The 14,647-nt window shown below is 42.7% G+C and carries 14 protein-coding genes; 9 read left to right on the top strand and 5 right to left on the bottom strand.

Annotation, left to right across the window (positions count from 1 at the left end):
- Positions 1 to 62: 62 nt before the first annotated feature.
- A complete protein-coding gene (locus tag CH367_RS12455; protein ID WP_100762843.1) occupies positions 63 to 1,322 on the bottom strand; it encodes an NADH:flavin oxidoreductase/NADH oxidase family protein in 1,260 nt (419 codons plus the stop codon).
- A 161-nt stretch (positions 1,323 to 1,483) separates the two neighbouring features.
- Between CH367_RS12455 and CH367_RS12450 the strand changes: the two genes are divergently transcribed.
- The gene (locus CH367_RS12450) at positions 1,484 to 2,119 is read left to right on the top strand and encodes a TetR/AcrR family transcriptional regulator (RefSeq protein WP_100762842.1); all 636 of its coding nucleotides are present in this window, start codon (positions 1,484 to 1,486) and stop codon (positions 2,117 to 2,119) included.
- 46 nt (positions 2,120 to 2,165) lie between these two features.
- On the opposite strand, the gene CH367_RS12445 is transcribed toward CH367_RS12450, so the two are convergent.
- Complete coding sequence (locus tag CH367_RS12445; protein ID WP_100762841.1) at positions 2,166 to 3,326, bottom strand: DUF819 family protein; 1,161 nt, start codon at positions 3,324 to 3,326, stop codon at positions 2,166 to 2,168.
- Between the two features lie 199 nt (positions 3,327 to 3,525).
- Here CH367_RS12445 and CH367_RS12440 point away from each other — a divergent pair, with 199 nt between their 5' ends.
- Positions 3,526 to 4,314, top strand: coding sequence for a DUF4846 domain-containing protein (locus CH367_RS12440; protein ID WP_100762840.1), 789 nt, complete (start codon positions 3,526 to 3,528; stop codon positions 4,312 to 4,314).
- 64 nt (positions 4,315 to 4,378) lie between these two features.
- On the opposite strand, the gene CH367_RS12435 is transcribed toward CH367_RS12440, so the two are convergent.
- Positions 4,379 to 5,047 carry a class I SAM-dependent methyltransferase gene (locus CH367_RS12435; protein WP_100762839.1) on the bottom strand — a complete coding sequence of 223 codons (669 nt, stop codon included), beginning with the start codon at positions 5,045 to 5,047 and terminating at the stop codon, positions 4,379 to 4,381.
- Between the two features lie 349 nt (positions 5,048 to 5,396).
- Between CH367_RS12435 and CH367_RS12430 the strand changes: the two genes are divergently transcribed.
- The 3 genes from CH367_RS12430 to CH367_RS12420 all read left to right on the top strand — a co-directional run bounded on the left by CH367_RS12430 (position 5,397) and on the right by CH367_RS12420 (position 8,991).
- Positions 5,397 to 6,416 carry a S1C family serine protease gene (locus tag CH367_RS12430; RefSeq protein WP_100762838.1) on the top strand — a complete coding sequence of 340 codons (1,020 nt, stop codon included), beginning with the start codon at positions 5,397 to 5,399 and terminating at the stop codon, positions 6,414 to 6,416.
- A 103-nt stretch (positions 6,417 to 6,519) separates the two neighbouring features.
- On the top strand, positions 6,520 to 7,599 hold the full coding sequence (locus CH367_RS12425) for a hypothetical protein (RefSeq protein WP_100762837.1): 1,080 nt from the start codon (positions 6,520 to 6,522) through the stop codon (positions 7,597 to 7,599).
- A gap of 294 nt (positions 7,600 to 7,893) precedes the next feature.
- A complete protein-coding gene (locus CH367_RS12420; protein WP_100762836.1) occupies positions 7,894 to 8,991 on the top strand; it encodes an alkene reductase in 1,098 nt (365 codons plus the stop codon).
- 83 nt (positions 8,992 to 9,074) lie between these two features.
- Here the strand turns inward: CH367_RS12420 and CH367_RS12415 are convergent, their stop codons facing one another.
- Positions 9,075 to 9,581 (bottom strand): MarR family winged helix-turn-helix transcriptional regulator, encoded by a 507-nt coding sequence (locus CH367_RS12415; RefSeq protein WP_100762835.1) that lies wholly within the window; start codon positions 9,579 to 9,581, stop codon positions 9,075 to 9,077.
- A gap of 102 nt (positions 9,582 to 9,683) precedes the next feature.
- On the opposite strand from CH367_RS12415, the gene CH367_RS12410 reads away from it, so the two are divergent.
- The 3 genes from CH367_RS12410 (at position 9,684) to CH367_RS12400 (ending at position 11,935) form a co-directional block, all read left to right on the top strand.
- Entirely contained in the window at positions 9,684 to 10,838 is a 1,155-nt protein-coding gene (locus CH367_RS12410; protein WP_100762834.1) for a hypothetical protein, read from the top strand.
- A 183-nt stretch (positions 10,839 to 11,021) separates the two neighbouring features.
- A complete protein-coding gene (locus CH367_RS12405) occupies positions 11,022 to 11,402 on the top strand; it encodes a hypothetical protein (RefSeq protein WP_100762833.1) in 381 nt (126 codons plus the stop codon).
- Positions 11,403 to 11,425: 23 nt separating this feature from the next.
- The gene (locus CH367_RS12400) at positions 11,426 to 11,935 is read left to right on the top strand and encodes a TetR/AcrR family transcriptional regulator (RefSeq protein ID WP_100762832.1); all 510 of its coding nucleotides are present in this window, start codon (positions 11,426 to 11,428) and stop codon (positions 11,933 to 11,935) included.
- Here the strand turns inward: CH367_RS12400 and CH367_RS12395 are convergent.
- Entirely contained in the window at positions 11,927 to 12,406 is a 480-nt protein-coding gene (locus CH367_RS12395; protein WP_100762831.1) for a DUF4442 domain-containing protein, read from the bottom strand. The two genes, CH367_RS12400 and CH367_RS12395, sit on opposite strands and share 9 nt — an antisense overlap.
- 182 nt (positions 12,407 to 12,588) lie before the next feature.
- On the opposite strand from CH367_RS12395, the gene CH367_RS12390 reads away from it, so the two are divergent.
- Complete coding sequence (locus CH367_RS12390; protein WP_425268845.1) at positions 12,589 to 14,622, top strand: neutral/alkaline non-lysosomal ceramidase N-terminal domain-containing protein; 2,034 nt, start codon at positions 12,589 to 12,591, stop codon at positions 14,620 to 14,622.
- Positions 14,623 to 14,647 lie beyond the last annotated feature (25 nt).

The raw sequence follows: 14,647 nt of genomic DNA, 5'->3' as shown, positions 1-14,647 counted from the left end.
AAGAATGGTGAACGATGTAAAGAACATCGAATCACCATTCTCCAGAGAGTAAGTGTTTGGTTTTAGTTCGTAATTCCGAATTTTGTCAGAAACTTTTTGTATTTCTTCGCGTTTCTTCTTCCTCGGATCTGATCCAGAATGAGGTTTCCGACTAAGGATCTTGGAATTCTCGGTTCTTTTCCGTTTCCGAGTCTTTTAAACTGAAAACGAATCGCGGACATCTTAGAAAGCGAGTTGAAAGCGGGATTGGAAAGGCTCGGAATATTCACTTCAAGCTTATCCAGATCTCCGGAAATAATTTTGGAAGCGCAATCGGGTTCGAACGCGAATGGAGCGGCAATTCCCACCAAGTCGATCGCGCCGGAAGAGATCGCGTCTTCCATTACGTTTTTGGAACGGAATCCACCCGTGGACATCAAAGGCATTTCGGCGACGGCTCTTGCTTTTTTTGCGAAATCCAAAAAGTAGGCTTCCCGTTTTTTGGTTCCGTTGGATTCTCCGCCTTGCATCGCGGGGGATTCGTAGTTTCCTCCCGATATTTCAAGAAGATCTAATTTAGATTTATTTAACATTCGAATCACTTGGATCGCGTCTTCTTCCGCGAAACCGCCGCCTTGAAAATCCGCGGAGTTCAACTTAACTCCCAGACCGAATTCTTTTTTTGTGTAAGCTCTGATTCCGTTCACCACTTCGAGAAGAATTCGCGCTCTGTTTTCCAAAGAACCTCCCCACTGATCCTTTCGAAGATTGGTCAAAGGAGAAAGAAATTGATTCAAAAGATAACCGTGAGCCGCGTGAACTTCCACGCCGTCGAAGCCTGATTTTTCCGCGACAACCGCGGCTTGTATAAAACGATCTATGATTTTTTTGATTTCATCTTCGGTGAGAGCGCGTGGAGTTCCGAAAACTTTTTCGAACATTCTTCCCGGAATATGAACCTTAACTGCGGAAGGAGCGACGGGAGTTTCCGAAACAAAACTGAAGACCTGTCTTCCGGGATGATTGATCTGCATCCACATTTTGGAACCGCCCGATTTTCCGGCTTCGGCCCAACGTTTGAACGAATCCAAATTTCCCTGATCTCGAACGATCACGTTTCCCGGTCCGGTCAACGCGTTCGGATCGACCATCGCGTTTCCGGTCAAAAGCAAACCCGCTCCGCCTTGTCCCCAGCGTCGGTATAAACCGATCATATCTTTTCCGGGGAGGAAACGATCGTCTGCGAGACTTTCTTCCATGGACGCTTTTGCGATTCTATTTAGCAGAACTTGTCCGTTTGGCAATTTGAGGGATTGAGATAGGGGGGAGGCGGATTTTGACATGTACATTCTCCGTTTGGAAATTCCTTTCCTACCCATCGGTATTTATTGAAAGAATTTTGTCAAATTTTAATTCCTACCAGTTGGTATTTATTTTTAACTCAAAGAATGAATTCGTTTGACTGCGAGAGAACGACTTTGAGAATGAAAGGGAGAATTTCGCCATGTCCAAAACCCTCGGATGGAAAAAATTACCCGAAGACGTTCGCAGAGAATCGATTTTATCCGCGGCGATGCGTTGTTTTTTTTCGAAGGGTTTTGAAAAGACTTCGGTTCAAGATATCGCCGAAACCGCGGGTTTGACCAAGGGCGGAATCTACTTTCACTTTGAAAGTAAGGAAGAAATCCGTGATACTCTGATCCGAGAATTTTTGAATCTGGATCGATTCGGTTTTCAAGATCCGGAAGTTGTTTCTCTTCCGCCTCATCTAAGAATGAAGGAATATCTGGAACGTCTTGCGAAACGGCTGACCATCGAGGGAAATTGTTCTCCGCGTTTGTTTGCGGAAGCGACTTCGAGCGGTGGAAGTATGGAAAATGAAATCGTTGCCTTTTACGATTCTCTGGAAACCGTTTTTGCCAAGACGATTCAAGAAGGTCAAGATGCGGGAAGTATCGTGAGTTCCATGTCTCCGATTCTGATCGCAAGAACCATTCTCGCGGTGTTCGACGGTTTACAAATTCAAGCGGACATATCTCCCGAAAAAAGAAATCTTCAAGTTCGAGGTAGAGAAGTGTTGAATTCTTTTTTTAAGAATCTGCTTTTGAATTTCGATCCGACTTGTGAAACAAAATCTTAAATTCTAATCTTAAAATCTAAATTCGATTTCTGACTTCTAAACTTTCTTAACTTCCGATTCCAACCAAGAAAGAATGGATTCCGATTCCTAAATAATTTCCAAGCGCGTAGCCGATCAATCCTGTTAGAATGCCGACCACCAAAACTCCTTTGTTTCGAATCGCTTGTACGACCGGCGGAACGAACGCAGGTCCGTAGATGCTTGAGACCGATGTGATGATCCATGTATCTACCGGGATTTTAAATAAAATTCCCAAGATAAGATGAATTCCAATCGCTCCAAAGAGAATCGAAACTAAAATCAACGATACGGTTCCGAAGTCTTTTTTCAATTCTTCCAGATCCGCAAGAAATCCGATCGCAACAGAAAAAACCAAAATGAGATAACTTCCGAACTCGTAGGTTTTGAGTTGTCTTACCTTGGAATGAAACGAGATTCCGATTCCCCAAGTGGTGATTCCGAGAAGGATGGAAGGCGCATACAACGAAGAAAAAATCAAAAACGTAAACGCGACCGAAACTCCGAAACCCAAGGTCGCCAACAACAATCCGATTCCATTGGGAAGAATGATCCTTTTCCACGCCGGTGTTTGTTCTTCGTGCGCCGTTTCGACGAGTTCGATCGGAACGTTTTTCTCTTCTTCCTTTTTTAAGAACAAAGAAAAGAATTTTTTTCCAACCGTAAGAAGGAAAAGAAGATAAAGCCCGCCGAATACGACGTCGATCGTATTTACGAGCGCGATCGTTTCCTTGTTCGCGTTTAAAGCCAACCCGATCGCGTTTAGGTTCGGAGTTCCTCCGGTATACATTCCCGAAAGCATGCTCGCGATTTTTATGGATTCGGGATGTGCGGTAGCGTAATAATAACCGGCTAACGCGGAAGAGATCGTAACGGCAATCGCCGAAAGGAAGAATGAAAACAGTGCCTGTTTGGCTTCGCCGAAACCTTTTCTAAAATCCGTGGAACTCAATAACAACGGAATCGCAAGCGGGATCGTTATATCCGCGATCGTCAACGGAACCTGTTTCGAAATCCATGAACTTGGAATCAAGTTTCCAAGCGCGATTCCCGCGATATAACAAAGGGATACTGCGCCTAAGATTCCCAAAACTTTAAACCTTTGAGCCAAACGGATCGCAAGCCAAGGAAATAAAAGAATAAATAGAGTTAGAAGGATGGATTGAGAGATTGAAAATACCGATTCCATAAGAATTCCTGAATATACAAAAATCTAACTCTTTCTTAAACTCTTCTTTTTATTAAAAGTATCAAGACCCGATTTTTAAAATTCAAGCAGAAAAGATTCTGAACGCGGGCCGTAATTATTTCTTTTGTGTGGAAATTCTAAGATTTTATCGAATCGGGTAAATCCTTTGTTCATTGAAATACGGAAGGCGATCGAATCAATGGGTAAAATGATTCGTTTTAGTTTCGCTTCAAAGATTGGAAAACGTATTGTCTTCGTTTTGATTCTCTTCGGTTTTTATCTTTTCATCGGCGGTTGTTTGGAAGCGGACCCGATTCCTTTGAAGGTGAACGAGATCCGCCTTCCTCCGGGCGCCGTGAGGGTTCGTTTCCCAAACGGTTCGTTTCCGGAATTCGTGCGGAATCTTCCCTTAAAGTCGGAAGCGACTCTTTGGACTTACAAAAAACAAAACATCATCAGACGTTATGATATGATTGCGGTCGTCGATTTGCCACTTTTGTTCAAGGACGATCTCGAACAATGCGCCGATTATTCCATGCGAGTTTGGGCGGAATACCACAAACAGACGAACAATTTAAACCGACTTTATCTTTTTGATTACAACGGAAATCGAAAACGATTTTCCGAAAGTGGACTTTCCTATCAGTCTTTTTTACGAAAGGCGTTTGCGTCCTCGAATTCTTACTCTTTAAAAAAAGGCGGCGAGAAAGTAGAAGAAAAGGATCTAAGACCGGGCGATCTTTTTGTCCAAAACGAAACCGGTGGAATCGGGCACGTTTCCGTGATTCTCGATTCCGCAAAAGGGAAGAATGGCGAGAATTTATTTCTGGTCGGTTTCAGCTTTATGCCCGCTCAGGAAATGCATATCGAAAAAGCTCCGAATGAATTCGGTTCCGCGGGTTGGTTCACTTACGGAGGATTTATATCCCATTTGAACGAATCCTATCCGTATGGAACTCCGGTTTTGAGAAGATTCTCCGAACGATAATGTGGCGGCCGAGGCCGATTGATTTGGACGATTTAAAACATTCTAAGTTTAGAATATTCTAAATCTATAAAAACAATTGCCATCCGCCCACGTGATAGGCTTGGAAAATCTTTTTCCAACTTTTGAATCCCGCTTCTCGGAACAATTCTTCGTAACGGGAATTCGAAATTCTTTTCAAACCTTTGACGCGATTCACGTATGTTTTTAAAGCTTCTTCTTCCCAACCCTGAAATTCTTTCAGATACAGGGAAAGTTCCTCGAATACGATTTCCATATCGGATTGAGAATCGTGAATATCAAACAGAATGAACATTCCTCCCGGCTCCAACCGAGAAGAAATATCCTTTAACAAAGAAAGTTTCGCGCCGTCGTCGGGAAGAAAATGAAGAACGAGCAATAACGTCGCCGCGGAAAATTTTCGATTTGGATCCAAGGAGGAAACCGGAGCGCAGATCAACTCGGCTCCCGGAAAATTTTTTTGAGCGATGGCGATCATATCGGCCGAAGGATCAACGCCCGTAATTTGATAACGATCCGGTGCGACTTTGAGTAGAGAACGAAAGTCCGCGCCCGTCCCGCAACCCGCCGTGAGAATTTTCGTTCCCGATGGAACCGATCGTAAAATCAAAGTGGCAACCAATTCGGAAATTCCGGAGTAGAACGGAATCATCGTCACGATATTGTTTTCGTATTTGTTTGCTCTTTCACCTTCGAAGGGTTCTATATAATCCATAATTGATTTTTTCCTTTCCTCGATTTCCGATCACTTCGTTTAACAATTCGAAGCCGCGACTCATACCAACTTTTCTTCCGTCCTCCATTCTTTCCAGCGGATTGTGATACCCAAGATATGTCCCGCGAAGGCCAAAGGAACGAACAACAAAAGAAGAAAAGAAACCGGATATTACGCGACGATCACGTTAAGCTGATTCGTAAAAAGAATTCGAAATCGACCGGGTTGACGCGATTTTTAAACGTATTTTTTTTCTATAAAGATTTTTTTTGTGTCCGAATTTTGATTCCTGTGCGGTAATAAAGTCGAATCTCAATTCCGAAATCGTATTCAAAAATTGGAAAGAAGCATGAAATATTTTATATCCTTATCTTTGATTTTAATCTTTTTTTCCTGTTCCAAAAGTTCGGTCGATATCCAGGATCTAAACGAGGAAAGTCTTACCGTTTCTTTGCATCTTCAAAATCGGTTGAACGGTTTGATCGACAAGGTCGCGCCCGCGACTGTCAGCATTTTTCCGAAAGGAAGTACGGAAGGGTCGAGTGCGATCGGTTCCGGTTTTTTTGTGGATGGCGACGGACATATTCTCACCTGTCAACACGTGATCCGAGGTGCGAGCGAGTTTATAGTTCAACCCGCGCGATCGGGAAAACGTCTCAAGGCAAAAGTCGTCAAGGAAGACGCAAATTTCGATCTCGCTCTTTTGGAATCCGAAATTGACGAAAATAAAAACGCGTTTCTTCCCGTTCCAAAGCTCAACGTTCCCAAAGAAGGAACGATGTATCTTTCCTTCGGATCCGCGTACGGATTGCCCGATTCGATTTCTTTCGGAATCGTTTCCTTTTCACAACGCGCAAAGGTGGATCCGTTTCATCCCGAAAAAGGTTTTGTTCAATTGAGTTTACCGATTTATCCGGGAATGTCCGGCGGCGCGGTCGTTGACATTCAAGGTAACCTAATCGGTGTTCAACGATTTACTTACAATACTTCGGGGAATTCTCCCGTAGGTCCGGGGTTTGCGATTCCGGTCGGACACGTTTCGAATTTTCTCGAATCTTCGGCACAGCTTAGGGAGAATAAAGTTCGCGCACAAAGAGGAATCGTTGAGATTCCATTTGTCACTCCGCATCTCGTAGAAAAATTAAAACTTCCTTATCCTTTGGGTATGATCGTAAGCTATGTTCAAAAAGATTCTCCCGCCGAAAAGTCAGGAATTCAAAGATACGATTTTATAACGCACGTAAATTCCAAGAAGGTGAATTCTTCCGCTGAGTTTTATCGGGAAATTGGTTCGATTCAAGGCGAAGTTTCGATTCGTTTGTATCGTTCCGGTCGAGAAATCGATGTTAAACTGTCTCTTTGGCAATAAATTTACTAAATTAAATATTTCCTAGAAAAATTTAATTTCGATGTCCTACTTTCGAAATTTGGACGTATAGATTTTAAAGATCCTTATCTCTAGGAGAGTTGAAATGAAATCCAAACAAGGTTTGATCCTTTGTATGATCTTACTTCTTGCCGTTGTCGCTTGTAAGAAAGATTCTAAAGACGATACGAATAAAAACTTGGCCTTATTGGCCCTTCTGAACAGAAGCGGCGGACTTTCGCCGGAACAAAAATCAGCAAGCGCGACTGCAAACGGAGCGGTGAACGCTTCCGCGTCGGCTCAGAACAGTGGCACTATGACCGCTTCTAACGATTCTCAAACCGAACAAATGCTCGTGTCTGAAATTTTTGAAAACGGTATGGATCCGGTTGTCGTTCGGGAAGTCGCTTCTCAAATCGCTTCTTTGCATAAGAACGAACAGGAAAGTCCGGTACAATTGACCGCGATCACCGCATCTTCTACGGGAAGTACTCCGAATAAAACTTGGACTTTTTCGGGCGATGTAAGCGGAACGGGAGTTACAACTCAGAACAATACGACATTCGGAGCGGCATTGGGAATTCCGAACTGCTCGATCACGCTTCTTACTTCAACGGGAACTCAAGGAACCGCGACGTTTACGAACGGAACGATGGCGTTCAGCGGATCGGGAACGAGTACAGCGTTTAACGGAACCAGTAACCTAAGTGCGAATGTCGCATTCTCCAATTACGGAGTCTTTTATTCGGATTATCTAGCGATGATTCAGTTTTATAAAAACCCTCCGACTGCCACTCCGGATATCTCCACTTGCGCGGGACTTCAACAAAGTTTCGGAACCTTTTTCAGTACGATCAACAAGTATGCGATTATATCTTCGGGAAGCGCGGCGGTTACTTACAAGAGAACTTACAGCGGACAAAACTCGACTTCTGCGGTTCAGTCCAACTCAAAGTTTGACGCAACCGTTGATGCTCCCGCAGGTTTGACCATGATCGAATACGAAGGTGCGACCCCGGGTGCTTCGAAAACCGTAACGCTTCAAAACGTAAAATACGGATACGAATCCAGCATTTCTTTGAGCGGAAGTCCTACGGCTCCGACGGGAACCGGAAATTTCAGCGTTTCTTTTTCAGGAACGGTAAACGGAACCGCAATCGATCAAATCTTTTCTTTTAATTTTTGATCGATTCGCAACGTAAGAATTTTCAAAGGCTCTCCAAGTGGAGGGCCTTTTTTGTATGAATTGGGAAGGATAAAATTCAAAGTATCACTCACCAGATTGAAATCAAACTTCGTTTGGGCGAGAATCATATTCAAAATCTATAAAATACTCCATAAGGTTTGATATAAAAACAAAATCCGTGCGATCAAAAAATTTCAATGAACTCCAAAAAAATGAGAATAATTGTTACAAAAAAGGTAACAACTGGCAACCCCGCTTGTCTAAATACTGAATTTCATTTTTGGAGTAATTTAAATGACAACTGAATCAAAGGCATCTGTGGATTTATTCGGTTCCGCGAAACTGGGTAATCTGGGTCTTCAGAACCGAATCGTAATGGCCCCTATGACAAGATCCCGTGCGATCAACAATATCCCCAATTCGATCATGGCGGACTATTATTCTCAGAGAGCGACTGCGGGTTTGATCGTTACCGAAGGAACATCTCCTTCACCGAACGGTTTAGGCTACGCGAGAATTCCGGGAGTTTTCAGCAAGGAACAAGCCGACGGTTGGAAACTCGTAACCGATGCGGTTCATAAGAAGGGCGCAAAAATTTTCGTTCAGCTGATGCACACGGGTAGGGTCGGAACTACGGCCAATCTTCCAAAGAACGCCGAGCTCATGGGACCTTCCGCAGTTCAACTTTCGGGTGAGAACTGGACCGATTCGAACGGAATGCAACCTTATTCTTTGCCGAAAGAAATGAGCGCACAAGACATTCAAAACACGATTCAAGAATTCGTAGCCGCGTCCAAGAATGCGATCGCCGCAGGTTTTGACGGAGTGGAACTTCACGGAGCGAACGGATATCTTCTCGAACAATTTCTAAATCCGAACGCGAACAAAAGAACGGATTCTTACGGCGGTTCTAAAGAAAACCGAAATCGATTCGTGATCGAAGTGGCTCAACAAGTAGCGTCTGCGATCGGAAAAGAAAAAACTGCGATTCGTTTATCACCTTACGGAGTGTTTAACGAAACCGGAGCCTTTGAAGGAATCGAAGAACAATACGAAGCCCTTGCCGGAGAATTGAATAAAATCGGTTTGGTATATATTCATTTGGTAAATCACAGCGCGATGGGAGCTCCCGAAGTTCCACAAAGTGTGGTTCAAAAAATCAGAAACCAATTTAAGAATACTCTAATATTGAGCGGCGGTTACGATAAAAAAAGAGCACAGGCCGATCTCGAAAACGGAAATTGCGATCTGGTCGCTTTCGGAAGACCTTTCCTCGCGAATCCGGATTTCGTCTATCGTTTGAAAGAGGATAAAACTCTTGCGGACGCGGATCAAAGCACCTTTTATACACCCGGTGAAAAAGGATATTCCGATTACCCGAGCTTAAACTGATTCAAATCAAATGTAAATACTTCAATCGGAGGTTTCCGGTTGAAGTATTCTCTTCCGTTTTCTTCTTTTACCCAAATCAAAACTCATTCCTCAAAATGAATCAGAAGTTTTTTCAAAAGTTTCGAAAGTTCCAAATGTTCTTTTTCGGAAAGAGAACTCATCATTTTGTGTCCGCTCTTTACATGATCCGTAAGAGTTTTTGAAATCACAACTTTTCCTTCCGTCGTAAGTCCGATCAAAACTCCTCTCCGATCATTCGGATCCGGTTCGCGCTCAACCCAACCTAACGATTCCAAACGATCGATACGATTCGTCATCGTTCCCGAAGTGATCATCAAAGTGGAAAGCAATTCTCCGGGAGATTTTTTATACGGTTTTCCGCTTCGAAGAAGCGCGGCCATAACATCGAACTCGGGCGCGGCCAAACCGTGACTTCCAAAAACTTCCTTATGCACGTTGTAAAAGAAAATCGAAGACAAACGATGAATTCTTCCGATCGTTCCCATTGCCGTCATATCCAGATCCGGTCGTTCTTCCGACCATTGACGGAGAATAAAATCGACGTGGTCTTCGGTTTTTTTAGATTTCATGATTCCTTTTTTTAAGAATTTATCTTGACGTCAAGATAAAGATATCGTTGATTTGGCGTCAAGAATCTTGATATCAAGATATAATTTCTTTCTGGAGAATCTATGAAACCTTTCGCAATCGTTTCCCTGTTCGCCTCGGTTCTGATTTTGATTTTAACTCCGATTCAATCCTGGATTTGGAACGGTAAGGATTTGCCTTTATATCTTTTAAAAACGGAGGAATTCGTTTTCGCTTTTTTAAGAATGCGGACAACGCTCGCGCCGACGACTTCGGATTATTATTTTTTCGGAAGAATGGTGATCTTGGTTCATCTTGGAATCCTTTTGGGTTTATTCGAACTGAATCGAAACGGATTTTTTCCCATCGCATCCAAAAAACCTTTGAAGATCGTTTTCTCGATCCTTTCGATCGCGACTTTCGGAGATTTACTCGCGTATTGGGGTGGAAGTTTTTTTGGAGAATTATTTCGAAACATCGGTTTTCGATGGATCGAAGCGCCTTGTATCTTTCTGCTTCTGTTTGCGTTTGGTTATTTGGGATTTAAGATGCATTCCGAAAAAAAGATGGAAGGAAACGTCTTTATGTTCCTTCCGATTTTGATGATCGTATCTACATTCATTTTTCGTTATATTCCTCACGGACCTTTGTTTCCGATTTCCATGATCGTCACCGCATTTTTGTTGGGTTCCAAGTCTGCTCCGCTTTTCCAAACATTGAGCGGGATATTTACAAAATTCACTTCGACGAAAAGTATTCTGATTCTTTTTATACTGGCGATGTTTTGTTCGGGCGCTATGCAGGTTTTGGAAAAAGCGATTCCACTCGTTGATGGAATCGAACTTCCCAAAAAGATGGACTTCCGACCTTTTTCCTCCGCAAAGGATTTTACGGAAGTGTTCAGCCTTTATGGAGAAGCTGGCCGCGCTTTGTATTTTTGGGTCGACGTAATCGATATGATTTTTCCGTTTCCTTTGATTCTTTGTTTTGGAGCGATTTATACAAAAGCGGCTATGAGAATCAATCTCCCGATTGCATTGAATTTATTCGCTTACGGTTTTTTGATCTTCGATCTGCTTGAGAATTCTCTTATGTTCTATTTTTTGAACGTTTGGCCGAAGGTTCCCGAAGGACTTGCGGCTTTTACGGGAGCGATCACTGCGGTTAAACTTTTCTTTTTGTTTGTTGGCTTCCTTATGTTTACGGTTTCGTTTTTGATTCTTGTTTATGTGCGGATTTTCGGTAAATCTAAGAATTGAAAGAACTGACTCTAAAACGGGGAATTTCGGAAAGAGTTAAACTTAAATCGAAACCGATTTGGCCAAAACTCGGAAAATCTTGGAATTCGGTTCTGCAAAAATATAAAAAACATACCATAAGGTATGGTATGGATGTTGACAACTTCGATTCTCGGGTTTAAGATTTTATCTAGGAGAATCGATATGGAACCGAATGATTTTCTTGTTTTAGGAACGATTCACAGTCTGGGTTTTGCGGTGTTTCACGTTTTTTTCTGGAAGATATTCCGTTGGAAAGAGGATCTGAAACGGGTTTCTTTGGCGAGTCGAGCCATCTTACAGATCGCAAACCTGAGACTGATTTATCTTTTTATATGTATGGCCGGATTGACTTTCTTTTTTTCGGCTGAACTTTTGCATTCTTCATTGGGGCGTTGGATTCTGATCGGAATTTCCGGCTTTTGGTGGGGAAGGTTGATCGAACAGTTTATCTTTTTGAGAGTGAATTCTCCGATGGTTCATATTCTTTCCGTTTTCTTCTTCGCGGGCGGAATTTTGTATCTGATCCCCTTGTTCGCGTTTTAATCTCGTGGGTTTATTAGAATTTTATGATATCTTCCGAAGAATGGATTTTGGCGGGATTGGATCTTCTTTACCGCAAAGGGGAGAAGTTTCTGACCATAGATTCTTTATGCAAAAAATTGAAACTTACGAAAGGTTCTTTTTATCATCATTTTAAGAACCGCGAGGATTTTTCGCAGAGAATGTTGATGTATTGGGAAAAAACGTTCACGGACGATATCATCGTAATGGCCGGCTCGGAAAATTCTCCGAAGAAAAAATTGAAAACCCTGCGAGCTTTGACGTTCGGTTTGTCGAAAAACGCGGAAAAGGCGATTCGAGCTTGGGCGTTTCGAAATTCTAAGGTAAAAAAAATACAAGAGAGAGTCGATCGAAAGAGAATTTCTTTTTTAAAGGAAACGTATTCGGAACTTTCTGAAAACCGCAGGCAAGCGGAAAAAAAAGCGAGACTTGCCTATGCGATCTTTGTGGGAGTCGAGATGATTCTTCCCGAGTTGAGTGAAAAGGAAATCGGAGAACTCTATTACTTATTTTGAGTTCTTTTCCTTTTTGATCCTTTCCTTTCTTCTTACATACACAACCTTATCCAATTCGGCTACGACCTTTCCGGTTTTTTCGTCGTATACCTTCGCCTGGAAGAAAGCGTCTAACTTTCTTTTTTCATCCGCCTCGTTTCGGATTCTTTCGACTTCTTCGGGAGAAATTTCGAAATCCGCATAAACCTTTCCGAGGCCGGGAGCGATAAAACGAATCGTCGCGGCCTTGTCCCAAACGATGTATTCGTCCCCTAAGTTTTCGATCAGCATCAGCATATAAAACGGATCGCACATGGAATACAAGGAACCGCCGAAATGCGTGCCGACGAGATTTCGATTCCACCAATGAAGTTTCATCGAAAGTCGAAAATGGTTAAACCCTTTGCCGATTTTTTTGTAGCGGATTCCGGCGCCGAAGTAGGGTGGATAGAAATTTAAAAAATAAAATTTAAGTTTTTGTCCTAAGTTCATGTAGTTTGATATCGAACCTTTGCGTTGTTTTTACTTTTGTAGCGGATTCCGTCGATTTTGAAATCAGAAAATAAGTGATTTATAATGAAAATTCCTTAAAATATCCCGTTTCGAAAGAAAGCATCTTGATTTTTCGAAACGATCTTATAGAACAACTCACCCGGAGGAATTCGATTTTGAAAATTTTTTATTTCCGTTTGGTCCTTACGATTCCGATCTTTTTGTTTTTTACGTTCGGCCTCGTGAATTGTAGCGATTCGACGACCTATGTGATTAAGAATAAAAAACCTTCCGTCGTTTCGAACACGAAAGGACTTTTTGCAGGAGCTTCCAAGGTGGACATCACTCCTCCTCCGGGACTTCCTCTTGCCGGTTATTCCATGTTGGCGAATACGGAAAAAGGATTTAGGACCAAAATTTACGCAAGAGTCATCTATATTAGAAAAGATCAACATTCTCCCTTGGTGTTGATTCAAACGGATCTTCTTTCCGGTTCTCTTTTGTTACATCATAAACTCGCGGAAAGACTCGCCGATAAAACGGATATCAGTTTGGGTGGAATCGTTCTTTCGGGGACACATACGCACTCGGCGCCGGGAAATTTTTATGAAAATAATTTCTACAACGAGTTCGCCGGAAACAAACCGGGTTTCGAAAAAGAATGGTATGAATTTTTAGAAGATAGAATTTACAACGCGGTCTTGGAAGCGTATCAATCCGCAAAACCCGCGAGAATCGCAACAGGAAAATCTAATATTTGGGGATTGACCCGAAATCGCTCCATCGAAGCATACGCGGCCAATCAAAATTCGGGAATCGACGAAATCAAAACCGAACAAATTTACGAAGCCGTAAATCCGGAAATGACCATGATCCGAGTCGATGCAAAGGACAAGGACGGGGCCTTTAAACCTCTCGCGGTTTATTCCACGTATTCGATTCACGGTACGACGGTTCCGTCTTGGAATAAGGTGGTGAACGCGGACGTGTTCGCTTATCCCGAACGAGAACTCGAACTGAAAATTAAAGAAGAATTTAAGACCGATTGGGAACCTTTACACGCCGTTTCAAACGCGACACACGGGGACAATTCTCCCGATTACAGGGAAGACATGCAGGGTTTTATCGAATCCAAACGACTCGGTTATGAAATATCAAGAAAATCTTATGAACTCTTTCAGCTTCTCGGAAAAAAATTGAACTCGGACGTAACGTACTCTTACAACTCCAAAGAAGTGGACGTTTACGAAAATCCGAAGATGGGAGAAGCGGAACTTTGTAGCAGACCGGTTGCGGGTACCGCTTTGACCGGAGGAGCCGAGGATGGAATGACTCCCGTTTTATTCTGGCTTCCATTTTGGGGAGAAGGTTGGCCTCGTTATATTTTTACCGGGGGATGTCAGGGTCATAAACGAACCGCCGGTTCTTTCTTTCAATACATCGTATTAGCAAAAAAGAATTTTCCACATAGAATGATTCTCCAGTCCGCAAGAATCGGAGACACCGCGTTACTCGCCGTTCCTTTCGAAGTCACCAACGAATCCGGCCGAAGATTCTCAAATGCAGTGTTGGAAGCGGAAAAACTTCGGACCGCAAAAAGCAAGGAAACGATCACACAAACTTCGGTGTTGTCTTGTACGAACGGATATTTCGGTTATACCACAACTCCGGAAGAATATTCCAGACAACACTACGAAGGTGGACATACGATTTACGGACCGGCGACTCAACCGTTCTTACAAGCACATCTTGCGGATCTCGTAAAACAAATGCCTTCCGAAGGTGGAAAGGAAAGTTTTCCGGATTCATGGGAATTTCAACTCGATACAAAACGTTATATGCCCGAAAAGAAAGAAGCAAAAGGAAACAGAGAGTTGAAAGAATCTCCACGATTGGTTCTGGCGGAAGAGAATTCCGAAAAACATTGGATCTTTCGTTATAAGGACGTGAACCCTTCTTTGATTCAATTTCATCAGTCTTTGATTTCCATTCAATATAAGGAAGATAAGGGAGAATGGAAAACCTTACAACAAGACGGAAGAACTGTAAACGATAGCGGAACCGAGTTGGACATTCGATTGCAAGGAAATTCTTCGCAAGGAATGTCGATCTATGAAGTTCGTTGGTTTAATCCGGAGTTTCATTCAAAAAGAAAATACAGATTTACGATCGCACCGAGAGGCGCCGAGAAGGAATTTTATTCTCCCGAGTTTTAACGATTAAAAACACAATCGAACGAAG

Source organism: Leptospira barantonii (assembly GCF_002811925.1).
Taxonomy (GTDB): domain Bacteria; phylum Spirochaetota; class Leptospiria; order Leptospirales; family Leptospiraceae; genus Leptospira; species Leptospira barantonii.
This window is presented reverse-complemented; position numbering and strand designations above follow the sequence as displayed.

Bases quoted from the DNA above. Each gene is read 5' to 3' on its own strand.
- CH367_RS12455 (WP_100762843.1), bottom strand. From the start codon at position 1,322: ATGTCAAAATCCGCCTCCCCCCTATCTCAATCCCTCAAATTGCCAAAC.
- CH367_RS12450 (WP_100762842.1), top strand. From the start codon at position 1,484: ATGTCCAAAACCCTCGGATGGAAAAAATTACCCGAAGACGTTCGCAGA.
- CH367_RS12445 (WP_100762841.1), bottom strand. From the start codon at position 3,326: ATGGAATCGGTATTTTCAATCTCTCAATCCATCCTTCTAACTCTATTT.
- CH367_RS12440 (WP_100762840.1), top strand. From the start codon at position 3,526: ATGGGTAAAATGATTCGTTTTAGTTTCGCTTCAAAGATTGGAAAACGT.
- CH367_RS12435 (WP_100762839.1), bottom strand. From the start codon at position 5,047: ATGGATTATATAGAACCCTTCGAAGGTGAAAGAGCAAACAAATACGAA.
- CH367_RS12430 (WP_100762838.1), top strand. From the start codon at position 5,397: ATGAAATATTTTATATCCTTATCTTTGATTTTAATCTTTTTTTCCTGT.
- CH367_RS12425 (WP_100762837.1), top strand. From the start codon at position 6,520: ATGAAATCCAAACAAGGTTTGATCCTTTGTATGATCTTACTTCTTGCC.
- CH367_RS12420 (WP_100762836.1), top strand. From the start codon at position 7,894: ATGACAACTGAATCAAAGGCATCTGTGGATTTATTCGGTTCCGCGAAA.
- CH367_RS12415 (WP_100762835.1), bottom strand. From the start codon at position 9,581: ATGAAATCTAAAAAAACCGAAGACCACGTCGATTTTATTCTCCGTCAA.
- CH367_RS12410 (WP_100762834.1), top strand. From the start codon at position 9,684: ATGAAACCTTTCGCAATCGTTTCCCTGTTCGCCTCGGTTCTGATTTTG.
- CH367_RS12405 (WP_100762833.1), top strand. From the start codon at position 11,022: ATGGAACCGAATGATTTTCTTGTTTTAGGAACGATTCACAGTCTGGGT.
- CH367_RS12400 (WP_100762832.1), top strand. From the start codon at position 11,426: ATGATATCTTCCGAAGAATGGATTTTGGCGGGATTGGATCTTCTTTAC.
- CH367_RS12395 (WP_100762831.1), bottom strand. From the start codon at position 12,406: ATGAACTTAGGACAAAAACTTAAATTTTATTTTTTAAATTTCTATCCA.